Genomic DNA, 14,789 nt, shown 5'->3' with positions numbered 1-14,789 from the left:
CTGGCTGCCGACCACACGATGACGTCTCCGCCGCCGGTGAAGCCTCTGTTCAACACTTCTGACGCCCGCTCGGCGGCGACGAGCTGGAACCCACCCCGTGAAGGTCTGATACCGCAGACGGCGCGATGTACGCGGACGGTGTAGGACTCTGAGGTGAAAACTCTCCCGGGGTTGATCGTCGTGCTGCGGGAGGGGCGGCGGTGACCTGCTAGCCGAGCTTGCGGAGCTTGTCGAGGTGGTGGGCAGCCTGACGTTTCGGAGACTGGCGCTTCCCGAGCACGGTGCGGTGCAAGACCGCCCACGCCACGGCCTACGTCGCCCTCGGCCATCGCTATGCCTGCCGCCTCAACAGCCCCCGCCAGCCCGCATGGAGAACCGGCCAGGCCCTCGGTATCACCCGCCTCATCTCGCTGACCCACCGGCGGCGAACGAGGTTCTTGCCGACGTCCACCAGGGCGTCGGCAGGATCCTCCTCAGCCGCCCGCAGTCCCTCAATGCCCTGACCACGTCCATGGTCACCGCCATCGACTGGGTGCTGGCCGACTGGGAGCGGATGCCGCTCACCGCCGTGGTGCTGGCGAGTACGAGCCCGAAGGCGTTCTACGCCGGGGGACATCCGGGCGATCCGGGAGCACAGCCTCGCCGGGTACGCCGAGGCATGCGAGAGGTTCTTCGCCACCGAGTACCGGCTCAACGCCCGGATCGCCGAGTTCCCCGTCCCGTTCGTGTCCCTCGTCGACGGCGTCTGCCTGGGCGACGGCCTCGGTCTGGCCGTGCGCGGAAGCTTCCGCGTCGTCACCGAGAACGCGGTGCTGGCGATGCCCGAGACGGCCATCGGGTTCTTTCCCGACGTCGGCGCCGGCCACTTCCTGCCGCGGCTGCCGGGCGCGATCGGTATGTACCTGGGGCTGACCGGCCACCGGCTCGACGCAGCCGACGCGCTGTACACCGGGCTGGCCACGCACTTCATCCCGGCGAACCGGCTCGACGCGGTCGCGGACGCCCTGGCTGATGACGTCGGCACCCCGGTGGATACCGTTCTGGAGCGCCTCGGCCAGCAATCCCCGGTGGGGGACAGTCAGTTGGAGAAGGTGCGAGAGAGCTTGACTGGGCGTTCGGTGCCGTTAGCCTCGCCGGGATCAGGGAACGGCTGCACTGCCTCGACAGCCCGTGGGCAGCGGCCACGCGGGACACTCTCGACGCCGTCTCGCCGCAGAGCCTGCGCATCACCCACGCCCTGCTGGCGGGGCGGCCGGCAGGCAGCGCACATTGTGTGAGTGCCTCGATGCCGATCTCCGGCTCGCGCGGTCGACCATTCGTACCCCCGACTTCCTGGAGGGAGTACGAGCGGCCTTGGTCGACAAGGACCGCACTCCCGCATGGCAATACGGGTATTGACCAAGCAAAGTCGACAACTCGGCCGTATGAACGGCAAGTTCACACGGCCGAGTTGCGTAACTGCTCAGGGGCGCAGGGCCACCCAGTCTCCGTGCGGCGAGATCCGCAGGAGGGAGGACAGGCCCGCTTCGCTGAACGCCAGCTCGATGTCCGTCAGCCCTTCGGCGAAGTGGGTCCAGCCGTCGTAGTGGGCCGGAATCACGATGCCCGCGTCCAGGACGGCTGCCGCCGCGGCGGCCCGGCAGCTGTCCAGGGAAAGGGGCCGACCCTCGAATTTCGCGGGCACGCGTGCCGCCCCGGCGTTCAGAACGGCTGTGCCGATGTTCGGTACGCGGTGGGAGATTTCCGCGACTGTACGGATCGAGGCGTTGTCGCCACTCACTGACCGGGCTGGGCGGCGCCCCGGTGAGCGGAATGAAACGGAGGCGGGGTGCTGGGTGCGGCGCTGCGCCACCTCGGGGACGATGCCGATGCCATGGTTGGCACTCCTGGTCCTCGGGCTGTCCCCGCCTGCCTGCCGGCATCCACGTGATGAAGAGCCTGCCTCACCCTCACTCGGGATCGGCGCTCGTGCCCTGATCAGCGGCATGCCGATGCCTCCGATGCCCGGCGAAAGCACCCTTTCGATCGTGATCGACTGGGGACCTCGGTCATACCGGGCACGGAGGCCGGGAGCCCCATTGCGGGGCAACGTCTCGGATGTGGCAGGTTGTGCATTTGCTCAATTCGAACCGTCTCACTTGTGGCGGATGAACCTGGTGTCGTCGGGGGCGGGCCGAATCATTCTGGGTGAGGGTCATTCGATCCCCTGGTCCGGCAGGCACCTGAGAGTCGACCGGACCGGAAAAGTCCACCGATGTGGGTGCGTACGTGCCCGCAGCGGACTGAGCGAGCGGGAGAGCTACAGGTGAACACGCAGCATGATCACGGGGATGCGGATGTGCTCATCGTAGGTGCCGGCGCCTCCGGTGGGGTGGCGGCACTGGAGTTGGCCAGCCGTGGGTTTCGTGTGGTCTGCCTGGAGCAGGGCGACTGGGCCCTTCCCGATGACTTCACCGGCGGCAAGCCCGAGTGGGAGCTGACCCGCCTCAAGCAGTGGCACCCCAGTCCGAATGTGCGCGGGCGGAAGAGCGACTACCCGGTCGACACCAAGGAGAGCCCGATCGAGCCGTTGATGTTCAACGGCGTGGGTGGCAGCACTATCCTGTTCTCCGGACATTGGGTCCGGGCACTGCCCTCCGACTTCCGGGTCCGGACCCTCGACGGGGTCGCGGATGACTGGCCGTTCACCTACGAGGACCTGCGGCCGTTCTACGACGAGGTCACCCACCACATCGGCGCGTCCGGACTCGACGGCGACCCGGCTTACCCGGACCCGCACACTTTCCCGCTGCCGCCGATGCCGATCGGCAAGTACGGCCTCGCCGCGGCGAAGGGCATGGACAAGCTCGGCTGGCACTGGTGGCCCGCCCCGAACGCCATCGCGTCGCGTAAGTTCAAGAACCGGCCCGCGTGCCTGCGGTACGGCGCCTGCGAGTCGGGATGTCCGACCGGAGCGAAGGCGAGCACCGACTTCACGCACTGGCGCGACGCGATCGCCGCCGGTGCTGTGTTGGTGACCGGGGCCCGGGTGCGACAGCTCACGGTCGACAACCGGGGTCTGGTGACCGGCACCGAGTACGTCGACCGCGCGGGAGTCGTGCGCCACCAAGCCGCAGGCGTGACCGTGCTGGCCGCCAACGGGATAGGCACCCCGCGACTGTTGCTCAACTCGGCCTCTGCGCAGTTCCCCGACGGTCTGGCGAACTCCTCGGGCCTGGTCGGCAAGCGGCTCATGGTGCATCCCTACGCCTCGGTGTACGGGACCTACGAGGACGAGCTCGAGACCTGGCTCGGCCCGACCGGGCAGGCACTGCAGTCGATGCAGTTCTACGAGACCGACACCAGCCGCGGGTTCGTGCGCGGGGCGAAATGGAACCTGATGCCGACCGGCGGCCCACTCACCCACACCTTGTGGGAGCCGGGCCAGGACTGGCGCGACGCCTTCGGGCCCGCCTTCCACACCGGGTTGCGCACAACCTTCGGCCGGTACACCGAGTGGGGGATCACCACCGAGGACCTGCCTGAGGACCACAACGAGGTCGTGCTCGACCCGGACGCCACAGACTCCGACGGCATCCCGGTGCCCAGGATTCGCTACACCATCAGCGAGAACACCGAACGCATGCTCAAGTTCCACGTCGACCGGGCGGCCGAGGCCCACCTGGCCGCGGGCGCGACTTCGGTGCTCCCCATCCCCGTCGTTCGGGAAAGCGGCTGGCACCTCCTGGGCACCACGCGCATGGGTACCGATCCCGCCACCTCCGTCGTCGACGAGTACGGCCGCGCGCACGACGTGCCGAACCTTTTCATCATCGACGGGAGCGTGTTCGTCACCTCGACCGGCGTCAACCCGACCGCGACCATCATGGCGGTCGCGCTGCGGTCGATGCGCCACCTCGCCGACAACCGCCACAACCAGCCCGCCACCGACTGAGGACCCCGTGATGCTCGATCCCGACCAGCGGCGTAGCTTCGCCGCACTCGCCGACGTACTGATTCCCGCGTCCGATCCGATGCCCTCGGCCACCGCCGCAGGTGTGCCGGATGCGCTGCTCGACCAGGTGCTCGGCTACCGACCGGACCTGGCCGAACCGTTCGCCGAGGCGGTTGCCTGGTGCAAGGGCAAGGACCCGGAAGCTGCTCTGGACGCGCTCTCCGTGCAGCAGCCCGAGCAGTTCCAGGCCCTCACTGTGCTGACCGCCGGCGCCTATTTCCTGAGCCACCAGACGAAGGCCGCGCTCGCCTACGACCCCCCGCCGCGCACGGCCCTCGACGACGTCGACTCCTACATCGACATGTTGGCCACCGTCGTCGATCGCGGCTTCGCGATCCGTTGAGCTCGCGGCCTGAGCATCTGCACAACCAGGTCGGCGCGCTTCTGAGCAGTTGGACCGGTGCACCCGAGGTGGGCGGACCGGTCGTGAACCCGGGAACACGAACGAAGGATTGCAAGATGATCGAGGCGCAAAAGCAGATCCCCGTGGCTCACCTGGGAGGCGACCTGGCGCCGGTCGGTGCGGAGACCGCGGTGTTGACGCACTTCGTCAACGGTGCCAGCTGGGAGGGCACCGGGACGGAGACGCAACCGGTGTTCAACCCCGCGACGGGACAGCCGATTGCACAGGCCCTGTGCGGCACGCCGGCCGATGTCGACAAGGCGGTGGCCGCCGCCAAGGCGGCGTTGCCCGGCTGGCGGCAGCGGACGCCGAAGGACCGCGCCGACGTGCTGCTCAGGGCCGCGGCAGTGCTGGAAGCCAACGCCGAGGAGCTGGCGCACCTGGAGTCGGTCAACACCGGCAAGCCGATGCCGCTGGCCCGCGACGATGTCGCCGGGACGATCGACACGCTGCAGTTCATGGCTGGTGCGGTCCGGACGCAGCTGAGTCTGAGCGCCGGAGAGTACGTCACCGGCCGCACGTCGATGATCGTGCGGGAGCCGGTCGGGGTAGTGGCCGCAATCACGCCGTGGAACTACCCCCTGCTCACGGCGGCATGGAAGATCGCGCCGATCCTGGCGGTCGGGAACACGTGCGTATTGAAGCCGTCGGATCAGACACCGCTGACCGCCCTGCGCATGGCCGAGCTTCTCGCCGAGGTGTTTCCCGAAGGGGTGCTCAACGTCGTCACTGGTGCCGGATCGGTGGTCGGCGAGGCGCTCGCGACTCACCCGGATATTGCGCTGGTGTCGGTGACGGGCAGCGTGCGGAGCGGACAGGCGGTGGCCAGCGCGGCCGCAACCACGCTCAAGCGCGTGCACCTCGAGCTCGGCGGTAAGGCACCGGTCATTGTGTTCGCGGACGCCGACCTGGACGCGGTCGCCGAAGGCGTCCGGTTCGCCGGCTTCGGCAACTCGGGCCAGGACTGCGGCGCGGCCTGCCGGATCCTCGTGGAGCAGTCCGTCCACGACGAGCTGCTGAAGCGTCTCGTGCCCCGGGTGGAGTCGCTGGTCGTAGGCGACCCGGCGGCCGGGGACCACATCGAGATGGGGCCGCTTGTCTCGAAGACCCACCGCGACAGCGTGCTCGGCTTTCTCGACCGTGCCTTCGCGGAAGGAGCGCGGGCGGCGACGGGCGGGAGGGCCCCGGAAGGCGACGGCTACTACGTGCTTCCGACGGTGCTGGTGGACCTCCCGGACGATGCCGAGTCCACTCGTGAGGAGATCTTCGGGCCCGTGGTCACGGTGGAGACCTTCACCGATGAGGATGCCGCGGTCGAGGCAGCCAATCGCACCGCCTACGGGCTGTCTGCCTCGGTCTGGACCGAGGACGCCCGTCGCGCCGCCGATCTGCCCGGGCGGCTGGACTTCGGCACCGTGTGGGTCAACGACCACCTCGCATTCGCCACCGAAATGCCGTGGGGCGGGTTCAAGTCCTCCGGCTACGGGCGCGACCTGTCGGCGTATGCGCTCGATGACTACTCGCGTACCAAGCACGTCATGTTCAACCGGGCTCGATGCGCTGACGAGACGGAGCAGGCATGAGTGGGCAACTGGCTGGGCGGCGCGAGTCCGCCTCCAGCATCGAGTCGGCAACGATCCAGCCGGTCCCGCTCGACCAGCGGCATGGCACGAACCGGGACATGTTCACGATCTGGTTCGGCACGAACATCATGATCCTGTCCATTGTCACCGGAGGTCTTGCCACCACGCTGTTCGGCCAACCAGCCTGGTCGGCCGCGCTGGGGATCGTCGTCGGGAACCTCTTCGGTGCGATCTTCATGGCGCTGCACTCCGCCCAGGGTCCGCGGCTCGGGGTCCCACAGATGGTCCAAACCAAGGGGCAGTTCGGCTCCTGGGGTGCGCTGCTGATCGTCCTGATCGTGGTGGTCATGTACCTCGGGTTCTTCATCTCGATCCTGGTCTTCGGAGGACAGTCGCTGGCGTCGGTGATTCCGCACCTGAGCAGCAAGGCCGGCATCGTGCTGCTCGCGGCGGCCAGCATCGCGGCCACTATCTGGGGCTACAGGCTGATCCACGCCTATGCCCGGATCATGACCTACGCCTCGGGTGCCGTCCTGCTACTGGCGTTCGTCTGGGCGTTCGTCGTCCACCCGGTGCCGCACACCTTCTTCGGCACCGGTGAGGCCACCCTGTCCGGGTTCGTGAGCACTGTGTCGGTGGCCGCGGTCTGGCAGATCGCCTACGCACCGTACGTCTCGGACTACTCCCGTTATATGCCGGCCAAGACCGGCTCCAGGCCGGCGTTCTGGATGAGCTACTGGGGCACCAGCATCGGCTCGATCCTGCCCATGTTCCTGGGCGCGGGCATCGGGCTGCTCCTGCCCGGCGCGGACCCCATCGCTGCCTTGACCAAGGCAACCGCCGGGATCAGCCTGCTGGTCGTGGCCGTGTTCAGCATCGGGGTCGCCGCGACGAACGCGATGAACCTGTACTGCGGCACCCTGTGCACGATCACGATCGCGCAGACTTTCCTGCCGCGCTTCACGGCTCGCAGCCGCGAGCGTGCGGTGGTCGCGACCGGACTGTGCACGATCGCGCTCGCCGTAGCCCTCACCTCCGGGAGCGACTTCGTCGCCACTTACAACAACTTCCTCACCCTGCTGCTCGGCTCCCTGGTCCCGTGGACCGCGGTCAACCTGGTCGACTTCTACCTGGTGCGCCACGGTGACTACGCCGTCGAGGACTTCTTCAAGCGCGACGGCGGTCGCTACGGCCGGGTGAACTGGCCCGCGGTGCTCTGCTACCTGATCGGTGTCGCTGTGCAGATCCCGTTCATGATCATCGGGACCGCCTACACCGGCCCGATCGCCAAGGCGCTCGGCCACACCGACATCTCCTTCATCGCCGGCCTGCTCGTCGTCTCGCCGTTGTACTACTTCACGGTGAAGGCTGTGGCCCGGCTGCGGACGGCCGTGGCTGTCGAGGAAGTTCCGGCGCTCGTCCAGGGCGAGACCGGAGCCTGAGCACACCGGTGCGCCGGGCACCTGGCCCGGCTCCCCGTCGCAGCTTGTCCCCAATCTTGATCGGAGTCACCCCATGAGCGACCACAAGCCGATCGGTGCCCTCGAAGCCACCGTGGTCCCGCGCTTCGCCGGCCTCGGCACCTTCGCCCGGATCCCTTCCATCGACGCCGTGCCCGACTACGACATCGCGGTGCTCGGCGTCCCGTTCGACGGCGGTACGTCGTACCGGCCGGGCGCCCGGTTCGGGCCGATGGGCATCCGGCAAGCGTCCCGACACCTGCGGCCGCGGTTCCACGTCGAGCTCGATACGGCGCCGTTGGAGGCGGTCCAAGTCGTAGACGCCGGTGACGTGCCGTGCACGCCGTACTCCATCGACGAGGCGATGGGCCAGATCGAGCGGTATGCCCGCGAGGTCGTCGGCCAGCGTGACCGGCGCCTGGTGACGCTCGGCGGTGACCACACCGTCGCGCTGCCGATGCTGCGCGCGGCACGGGACAAGCACGGCCCGATCGCTCTGATCCACTTCGACGCCCACCTCGACACGTGGGACACCTACTTCAAGGCTCCGATCACCCACGGCACCGTGTTCCGCCGCGCGTTCGAGGAGGGCCTGCTCGTCGAGGACAAGTCGATCCACGTCGGCATCCGCGGTCCCATCTACGACCAGCTCGACCTCGTCGACGACGCGTCGTTCGGCTTCAGGGTCATCCGGGCCGGGGACCTCGACGTCCTGGGCATCGACGGAGCCGTCGATGTCGTGCGGCAGCGGGTCGGTGACGCCCCGGTCTACCTCTCGATCGACATCGACGTGCTCGACCCCGCGTTCGCGCCGGGCACGGGTACGCCGGAGATGGGCGGGTTCACCAGCCGTGAGCTGCTGCATTTGCTTCGTCGGCTCGACGGTCTCAACCTCATCGGGGCCGACGTCGTCGAGACCGCACCGGCGTACGACCACGCCGAGATCACCTGTGTTGCGGCCGCCACGGTGGCCTTCGACCTCATCACCCTGATGAGCAAGACCGATATACGCACTCCTGACCGCCCGGCTGCCGCCACGGCCTGACGCTGGCTGCGCAGTGCTGGGAGCGTTGGTCGGGCGACCGCTAGCCGTATGGGTCGCACGTTGCCTTCCGAAGGACTTCCACCTTCTGTGACCGCTTGCTCCCTCATTGTCGATCCACTGCTCAGTGTGCTTCCCGGCTCACACTGAGGATCACCCGTCTTACTGTTCCAGGGTGGTTTTAGCTCTTATGGCCACCGTGTTCCACCCAGGAGACGGCCCGTGGCAGGCCGGTCAGTGAACGTGACCGAGCGCTGACCGCGCCTGCCACTTCTGCACGAATAGGTGATATCGACCGCTGCGTGGACTATTCACTATGGTGATTAGATGATTTATGTTGCGGAACTGCTGGAGATGCCGCACCTGCGGCTTCGCCTTTTGTCTGGCCGAGACGGGCTGCAACGGGAGGTCAGCTGGACGCACACCTGCGACCTGCCTGAGCCGTGGCAGTGGCTGACCGGCGGAGAGCTGCTGATGACCAACGGCATGTCCTTTCCGAAGGCGGCTCGCGAGCAGGAGGAGCTTGTGAGACGGCTTGTGGACGCCGGTGCCAGTGCTCTCGCGATCGGCGAACAAATGTACTGCCCGCCGCTCACCGCGCGGTTCACCAGTGCCAGCGATTCGCTCGCCCTCCCGGTGCTCTCGGTGGAGTACCCAATGCCGTTCGTCGCGATTTCGCGCGAGGTGGCGGCGGCCAACCTGCCGCAGCAGTCGGACCGGCTGATTCGAACCGAGCGGATATATCACGCCCTGCAACGCTCGGTCACCGAAAAGCGTAAGCCGTCCCAGCTGACCACCGCATTGTCGCAGCAGCTGGGCTGTGAGCTGCACGTGTGCCATCGCGAGTCCGCCGAACCGTGGTTTCCCGACAGCCCTGAACCCGACGCGAGACTTCGCAAGGCCCTATCGCAGGCCGAACCCGGATCCCGACAGGTCAGCGCCGGCGCGTTCGTCACGCGTCTGAGTGACGGCCGGGAGCTGCGTCTGGCAGACATTCCCACCCAGACCGGTGCCGTGCTCGTCCTGGTGTCTGACGGGCGGAACGTGCTCGATGCCATCCTCATGCAGCACGCTGCGACCGTGATTGCCCTCGAGATGTCCCAATCGCTGGTGGACTTGGAGCACTGCCGCCGCCAGGGTGCCGAGTTCCTGGCCCGGCTCATGGACGGCGGTGCCGAGCCCAGGGGCGGACACAGCCAGCTCCTCGAGGCCGGGATCGACCCGACCTCCGCGATCCTGTACGCCGTATCCTCCGACGACAGCGCCCGGCTGTGTCAGTTGCATGTCGGCTTGTGGCGCAATGGGGTTCCGCATCTGGTCGTGCACCGCTCTGGTGCTCTCTACCTACTGGCGCCAGACGAGGAGAGGGTGCTGCGCGTCGTCCGTTCAAACGTCGGTCCCTCCGCATCGGTGGGAGTGAGCGCCGCGATCAAGACCGTGGATCGCATCCCCGAGGCGGCACGGGAAGCACGCTGGGCGAGCCGGTCAGCCGAGCGTGTCGAGACACATACCTTCCGCTACGGGGAGGCAACGCCGTTCCTCGGCGTTGCCAGCATCGAAGACGCGATCGCACTCGTCGACCGAGTGCTCGGGCGGCTCCTGGAGTACGAGTCCAGCCACCGAGGCGAGCTCCTGCCCACTCTCGAGAGCTTCTTCGACAATCAGCGCTCCTGGCAGAAGACGGCGGACGCCTTGCACGTGCATCGGCAGACAGTGCTCTATCGCATCCGCAAGGTCGAAGACATCACCGGCCTCGACCTCGACCGCACGCGGGACATCGCCGAGCTATGGCTTGCCCTGCAAGCTCGTTCGATGCTGCCGAGTGCCGCTTAGCCGAAAGCACTCATAGGGGATGTGTCCTGAGAAGTGGTGTACGGGCTCCCACCTGATCCGGGCGTTCGCCCCGGCGTCGGAGTGAGTGTCCGGAGGCAAGAACGGCCACCGGCTGATCTTCGAGATGTTGAAGACCCGAAGGAGATCAGCACGATGACCGCACCAGACAGTCTGCCCACCATGCGGCGACTGGTTGTTGGGACGTCCACGATATCCTGCCGACCAGCCAGCAGCCGGAGCTGGTAAAGGACTTCCGTGACTGCGGTGTGACGGCGTTTGCGATGGAGCTGGAGCCCCGCGTCTCCCGTGCGCAGTCCATGGACGCGCTGGCCTCGCAGGCCGTGGTGTCCGGCTACCGCTGCGCAATCGTCGCGGCCGAAATGCTCCGACGCTTCTTCCCGATGAACATGACGGCCGCCGGCACGATCCCGCCCGCCGAGGTGCTCGTGCTCGGTGCCGGTGTCGCCGCCTACAGACGACGGCGACCGCGAAGTGTCTGGGCGCGGTCGTCAAGGTGTACGACGTGCGCGCCGCCGCGGGACGACATCGGCGGTCGCTGCTGCACTCAACAGCCGACCCCGCAAGACCCTTGGCCGGAAGGCACCCGCCGAAGCCCTATCCACTTGATGCCGAACATCTCGGCATGGGCGGAGACGAAGTCCCAAGCGGCCGTCTTCACTCATCTCCCGGGCATCCGGTTCACCACGATCCACCCCGGCTTCGTCACCACCGAGCGCATCAGCGAAGACGGCCTGCCGGACCGCGACGCCGGGGTGGATGCCGATGCGATGAGGCAGAGAGGCGGACGGGGCCGGCGGTGTGCGGGCTGGGCCGTGGGGTGGATAACAGCGGTCCCTTCCCTGCCCTGTCTCCGTCATCCGCCACCTGCTGCCTAAGCAATCTCCAGGCGAGGTGGGTACGCCCCCGGTGCCGGAGGGGAGCGTCGGGGACAACTGGTGGCGATGCGCGCGGACTTCGATCGAGCGGACCGTGTATCCGGTTCAGGCAGCTGATCACCGCGCATGAGCTGCCTCTGTTCTTCTCGCCGACTCGCTGAGCGCTGTGGCGATCGACGATCGGCGGAAGTCGGTGCGCCAGACGTCGATCACATCACCGTGGTCGTTGGTGATGAGGTACTCGGGCCACCGGTCAAATGCCGAGCACGGGTGCGAGATCCCGAACTCGACGACATCCGTCACCTCAAGATTCCATGCGTCGGAGAGCACGGTGTGGTGGTCGTACAGCGCGCGCACACGTCCGCGGACATCGGACTTGTCCTGTCCGGCCGCCGTGCTGGCGGACAGAAGGATCGGCGTCTCGGTGTCGTAGGGAAGGTCGCGCTTCCCGGCTCCGACCACGGCGGTGCCGTCCTCGGCGGCGGACACGACGACCGCGCGCACGGCCAGGGCTGGGACGAGGCCGGGAATCGGGCTCACACGTGCGTAGACGCCGTGATCGTGCGTGACATAGCAACCGGACCTGAGCAACCGGATTGTGCCCGGAACGTCGTCGTCCGTCGGGAGGAAGTCGACGACACGGTCAGGAAAGGCCGATCCGCCCATCGAGTACACGGGGCGGTCGGTCTCGAAGAGTTCGGCGACGTCGAGGTAGACGTCGCGGACCCGGCGGCAGTGTTCGTCCACGGCCGCAAGCGTTTCGTCGGTCCTTGTGTTCGGGGCGACGCCTTCGTACCCGGCGACTCCCACGAGCCGGAGTCCGGGAGTCGCTCGGACGAGCTCCGCTGTGCGGCGGGCCTGCTCCGGGTCGCGGATACCGGTGCGGCCACCCGGGGTGCCGATGTCCAAAAGCACCTCGAGAGCGGGGCCGTGCGCGCCGAACACCTGTTTTGCTGCGGCGATCCCGGCCGCGGAGTCGACGAAGCACCGGATCTTCCGTTCCGGCTCGGCGGCGAGCCAGGCCCGAAGTCGCGCCAGTCCGAATGGATCGACGATCTGGTTCGCGATGAGGACGGTGTTGTGTCCCCAGCCGAGCACGGTCGCGACCTGGTCGACGGTGGCAACGGTGACGCCGGCGGCGCCGGCCGCGATCTGTCGTTCGATGATGGGAGCGGACATCGTAGTCTTGACGTGGGGAGCAAGCGCGACGTCATGGGTCTTGCACCAGTCGGCCATGACGCGGATGTTGTGATCGAGGGCGGCGGCGTCGAGACGCAGTTGGGGGTATGCGGCGGGAATCACGGCTGTTCCTTCAGGTGGCTGCTCGGCAGGGCGTCAGCGCAAGTGGATGGACTCAGGGCTCACAGCGCGCTCGGTGCCCGGGCCGGGACGTGCTCCTTGCGGGCGGCGTTTCGCGACGACATCCGGTAGCCGCCGATGAGAACCGCTGCCCAGACCGGCAGGGCGTACAAGGCGATGCGCTGGCCCTTGTCGAACGCGAGGAGAATCGTCAGAGCTGCGAGGAAGGCGAGGGTGGCCCAGCACAGGGCCTTGGCGTAAGGGAGCCGGAACGTACTCGCGGGTGCCTCACCGCGTTCGACGCGACGCCGGTAGACGAGGTGGCAGACGACGATGACACCCCAGCTCCAGATTCCTCCGAGGGTGGCGACCGACGAGATGTACGAGAACGCCTTCTCCGGGACGATCGCGTTGACCGCGACGCCGACGAGCATCAGAGTGCCGGAGGCGATGATGGCGGCCGCAGGCACGTGACCACGGCTGGTCTTCTCGAACACCTTGGGTGCGAGCCCGTCCTCGGCGAGCTTCTTGAGCAGGCGTCCGTTGCTGTACAGCCCGGCGCTGCACGCCGACAGAGCGGAGGCGAGGACGACGAAGTTCATGACGCCGGCGGCCGCGGGAAGACCAATGTGCGAGAAGCTCTTGACGAAGGGGCTCTCGTCCGCGCTGAACTGATCCCAAGGGAACAGTGACATCAGCACGATCAGGGTGCCGACGTAGAAGATCCCGATACGCCAGGGCACGGAGTTGATCGCCTTCGGTATCACGGACTCCCGGTCCTTGGTCTCGGCTGCGGTCATGCCGATGAGTTCGACGCCCTGGTAGGAGAAGACCACGATCTGGAAGGCCAGAAGGACCGCGAGCAGCCCGTGCGGGGCGATGCCTCCGTGATTCCAGAGGTTCTCGATCCCGCCTGCCTGGCCGGCTTGGCCGACGTTGAAGACCAGTGCGAAGATGCCGCCACCGATGAGGGCAAGGATGGTGACGACCTTGATCGATGCGAACCAGAATTCGGCCTCCCCGAAGAATCCGACCTTGGCCAGGTTCAATCCGACGAGTGCGAGCAGCGCGATCAGTGCCGTGAGGTATTGCGGCATCGACGGGAACCAGAACTTGACGAAGACCCCGGCTGCGGTGAGCTCGGCCATCCCGATGATGGTCCAGGTGATCCAGTAACCCCAGCCGGTGACGAAACCGTATGCAGGGCCCAAGAACTCGCGCGCATACTCGGCGAAGCTCCCCGCGACGGGCCGGTACATCAGCAGCTCGCCGAGGGCACGCATGATGATGAAGATGAACACGCCGGTGACCGCGTAGACGCCGATCACGGCCGGCCCGGCGTAGGAGATGCCTTTCCCGGATCCGAGGAAGAGCCCGACTCCGATAGCGCCACCGATCGCGATCATGCGGATGTGTCGTTTGTTGAGTCCTTGCGCGAGGCCGTCCTCGTTCGCCCCTTCGGGGGAGCTGTCGACTGTCATGATGTGTCCTTGTTCGAGGTCAGTGTTTGGTTATAGGTGTTCTGGGTCGGCGAGGACAGTCGTGGCAGACCGTGCCGGGCGTCGCTCGGTCGGGTCCGGCCGGGTGTCGGGGGTCAGGCAACCTCGACGATGAGTTCGACTTCGACGGGGGCGTTCAGTGGCAGTTCGGCGACGCCGACAGCCGAGCGTGCGTGTGTACCGGCATCGCCGAAAACGCTCGCGAGCAGATTCGAGGCGCCGTTGACGACGTCGGGCTGGCCGGCGAAGTCGTCGGCGGAAGCGACGAACCCGGTCACCTTCACGACCCGCACGACCGAGTCGAGGCCGACGAGGGCATCGATCGCAGCAAGTGCATTCAGAGTGCAGATTTCCGCTGCCCTCGACGCGTCCGTCACCGAAACCTCGCGGCCGACCTTTCCCGGTCGTTCGATCGATCCCCGCACCAACGGCAACTGGCCAGAGGTGTAGACCAGATCACCGGTCCGCACCGCCGGAACATAGGCGCCGATCGGCGTGGCCGTCGACGGCAGTTCGAACCCGAGCTCGGCAAGGCTTTCCGCCCAAGACGACATGGACGATGCGGAGACGGCGCACCGCGCGTCGTCGGATGCACCGGTGGTGGATGGTGTCGCGAACATGTAAACACTGCCTGCTTTCGGGGTGGGGCGTTGATGTGCACCAGCGTGCTGCGCATCACCACGACGTGCATCGTGCGGCCGCACCAATCACGACCGAGGCGTGGTGCGGATTCACGAACGACGTACGGTTGGGTGCAGCAGGAAGCAAACGAAGGGTGCC

The 14,789-nt window shown here is 67.2% G+C and carries 11 protein-coding genes and 3 pseudogenes; 10 read left to right on the top strand and 4 right to left on the bottom strand.

Translation table 11 applies throughout. The annotated features are described in order from the left end of the window. Nucleotides 1-266: 266 nt before the first annotated feature. The 3 genes and pseudogenes from OH809_RS02905 to OH809_RS02895 all read left to right on the top strand — a co-directional run. Nucleotides 267-413 (top strand): annotated as a pseudogene (locus OH809_RS02905) (DNA helicase); the annotation flags it as partial. Then, a pseudogene (locus OH809_RS02900) lies at nucleotides 368-1,277 on the top strand (enoyl-CoA hydratase/isomerase family protein). The pseudogenes OH809_RS02905 and OH809_RS02900, both read left to right, overlap by 46 nt. Then, nucleotides 1,171-1,398 (top strand): enoyl-CoA hydratase/isomerase family protein, encoded by a 228-nt coding sequence (locus OH809_RS02895; RefSeq protein WP_406424310.1) that lies wholly within the window; start codon nucleotides 1,171-1,173, stop codon nucleotides 1,396-1,398. Before OH809_RS02900 ends, OH809_RS02895 begins: the two are co-directional and overlap by 107 nt. A 64-nt stretch (nucleotides 1,399-1,462) precedes the next feature. Here the strand turns inward: OH809_RS02895 and OH809_RS02890 are convergent, their stop codons facing one another. Further along, on the bottom strand, nucleotides 1,463-1,780 hold the full coding sequence (locus OH809_RS02890; RefSeq protein WP_406424312.1) for a hypothetical protein: 318 nt from the start codon (nucleotides 1,778-1,780) through the stop codon (nucleotides 1,463-1,465). A 558-nt stretch (nucleotides 1,781-2,338) separates the two neighbouring features. Here OH809_RS02890 and OH809_RS02885 point away from each other — a divergent pair. From OH809_RS02885 to OH809_RS02855, 7 genes and pseudogenes are all read left to right on the top strand, one after another. Further along, nucleotides 2,339-3,934, top strand: coding sequence for a GMC family oxidoreductase (locus OH809_RS02885; RefSeq protein WP_406424314.1), 1,596 nt, complete (start codon nucleotides 2,339-2,341; stop codon nucleotides 3,932-3,934). Nucleotides 3,935-3,944: 10 nt separating this feature from the next. Continuing rightward, a complete protein-coding gene (locus OH809_RS02880) occupies nucleotides 3,945-4,337 on the top strand; it encodes a gluconate 2-dehydrogenase subunit 3 family protein (RefSeq protein ID WP_406424316.1) in 393 nt (130 codons plus the stop codon). A 116-nt stretch (nucleotides 4,338-4,453) separates the two neighbouring features. Then, nucleotides 4,454-5,980 (top strand): aminobutyraldehyde dehydrogenase, encoded by a 1,527-nt coding sequence (locus OH809_RS02875; RefSeq protein WP_406424318.1) that lies wholly within the window; start codon nucleotides 4,454-4,456, stop codon nucleotides 5,978-5,980. After that, nucleotides 5,977-7,422, top strand: a complete 1,446-nt coding sequence (locus OH809_RS02870) for a purine-cytosine permease family protein (protein ID WP_406424320.1) — start codon at nucleotides 5,977-5,979, stop codon at nucleotides 7,420-7,422. The genes OH809_RS02875 and OH809_RS02870 overlap by 4 nt, the downstream gene beginning before the upstream one ends. 73 nt (nucleotides 7,423-7,495) lie before the next feature. Next, nucleotides 7,496-8,485, top strand: a complete 990-nt coding sequence (gene speB, locus OH809_RS02865; protein WP_406424322.1) for an agmatinase — start codon at nucleotides 7,496-7,498, stop codon at nucleotides 8,483-8,485. 324 nt (nucleotides 8,486-8,809) lie between these two features. Beyond that, nucleotides 8,810-10,315, top strand: a complete 1,506-nt coding sequence (locus tag OH809_RS02860) for a PucR family transcriptional regulator (protein WP_406424324.1) — start codon at nucleotides 8,810-8,812, stop codon at nucleotides 10,313-10,315. Between the two features lie 281 nt (nucleotides 10,316-10,596). Beyond that, a pseudogene (locus OH809_RS02855) lies at nucleotides 10,597-10,773 on the top strand (NAD(P)(+) transhydrogenase (Re/Si-specific) subunit alpha); the annotation flags it as partial. A gap of 555 nt (nucleotides 10,774-11,328) precedes the next feature. Here the strand turns inward: OH809_RS02855 and OH809_RS02850 are convergent. The 3 genes from OH809_RS02850 to OH809_RS02840 form a co-directional block, all read right to left on the bottom strand. After that, nucleotides 11,329-12,513, bottom strand: a complete 1,185-nt coding sequence (locus OH809_RS02850; protein WP_406424326.1) for an alanine racemase — start codon at nucleotides 12,511-12,513, stop codon at nucleotides 11,329-11,331. 59 nt (nucleotides 12,514-12,572) lie between these two features. After that, complete coding sequence (locus OH809_RS02845; RefSeq protein ID WP_406424328.1) at nucleotides 12,573-13,991, bottom strand: amino acid permease; 1,419 nt, start codon at nucleotides 13,989-13,991, stop codon at nucleotides 12,573-12,575. A 113-nt stretch (nucleotides 13,992-14,104) separates the two neighbouring features. After that, nucleotides 14,105-14,563, bottom strand: coding sequence for a RidA family protein (locus OH809_RS02840; protein ID WP_406425410.1), 459 nt, complete (start codon nucleotides 14,561-14,563; stop codon nucleotides 14,105-14,107). Between the last annotated feature and the right edge of the window lie 226 nt (nucleotides 14,564-14,789).

Origin of the sequence: Streptomyces sp. NBC_00873, from assembly GCF_045207415.1 — a bacterium.
In the GTDB taxonomy this organism is placed as follows: domain Bacteria; phylum Actinomycetota; class Actinomycetes; order Streptomycetales; family Streptomycetaceae; genus Streptomyces.
This window is presented reverse-complemented; position numbering and strand designations above follow the sequence as displayed.

Coding starts and splice junctions, on each gene's coding strand:
- OH809_RS02880 (WP_406424316.1), top strand. CDS start 3,945: ATGCTCGATCCCGACCAGCGGCGTAGCTTCGCCGCACTCGCCGACGTA.
- OH809_RS02875 (WP_406424318.1), top strand. CDS start 4,454: ATGATCGAGGCGCAAAAGCAGATCCCCGTGGCTCACCTGGGAGGCGAC.
- OH809_RS02870 (WP_406424320.1), top strand. CDS start 5,977: ATGAGTGGGCAACTGGCTGGGCGGCGCGAGTCCGCCTCCAGCATCGAG.
- speB (WP_406424322.1), top strand. CDS start 7,496: ATGAGCGACCACAAGCCGATCGGTGCCCTCGAAGCCACCGTGGTCCCG.
- OH809_RS02860 (WP_406424324.1), top strand. CDS start 8,810: ATGATTTATGTTGCGGAACTGCTGGAGATGCCGCACCTGCGGCTTCGC.
- OH809_RS02845 (WP_406424328.1), bottom strand. CDS start 13,991: ATGACAGTCGACAGCTCCCCCGAAGGGGCGAACGAGGACGGCCTCGCG.
- OH809_RS02840 (WP_406425410.1), bottom strand. CDS start 14,563: ATGTCGTCTTGGGCGGAAAGCCTTGCCGAGCTCGGGTTCGAACTGCCG.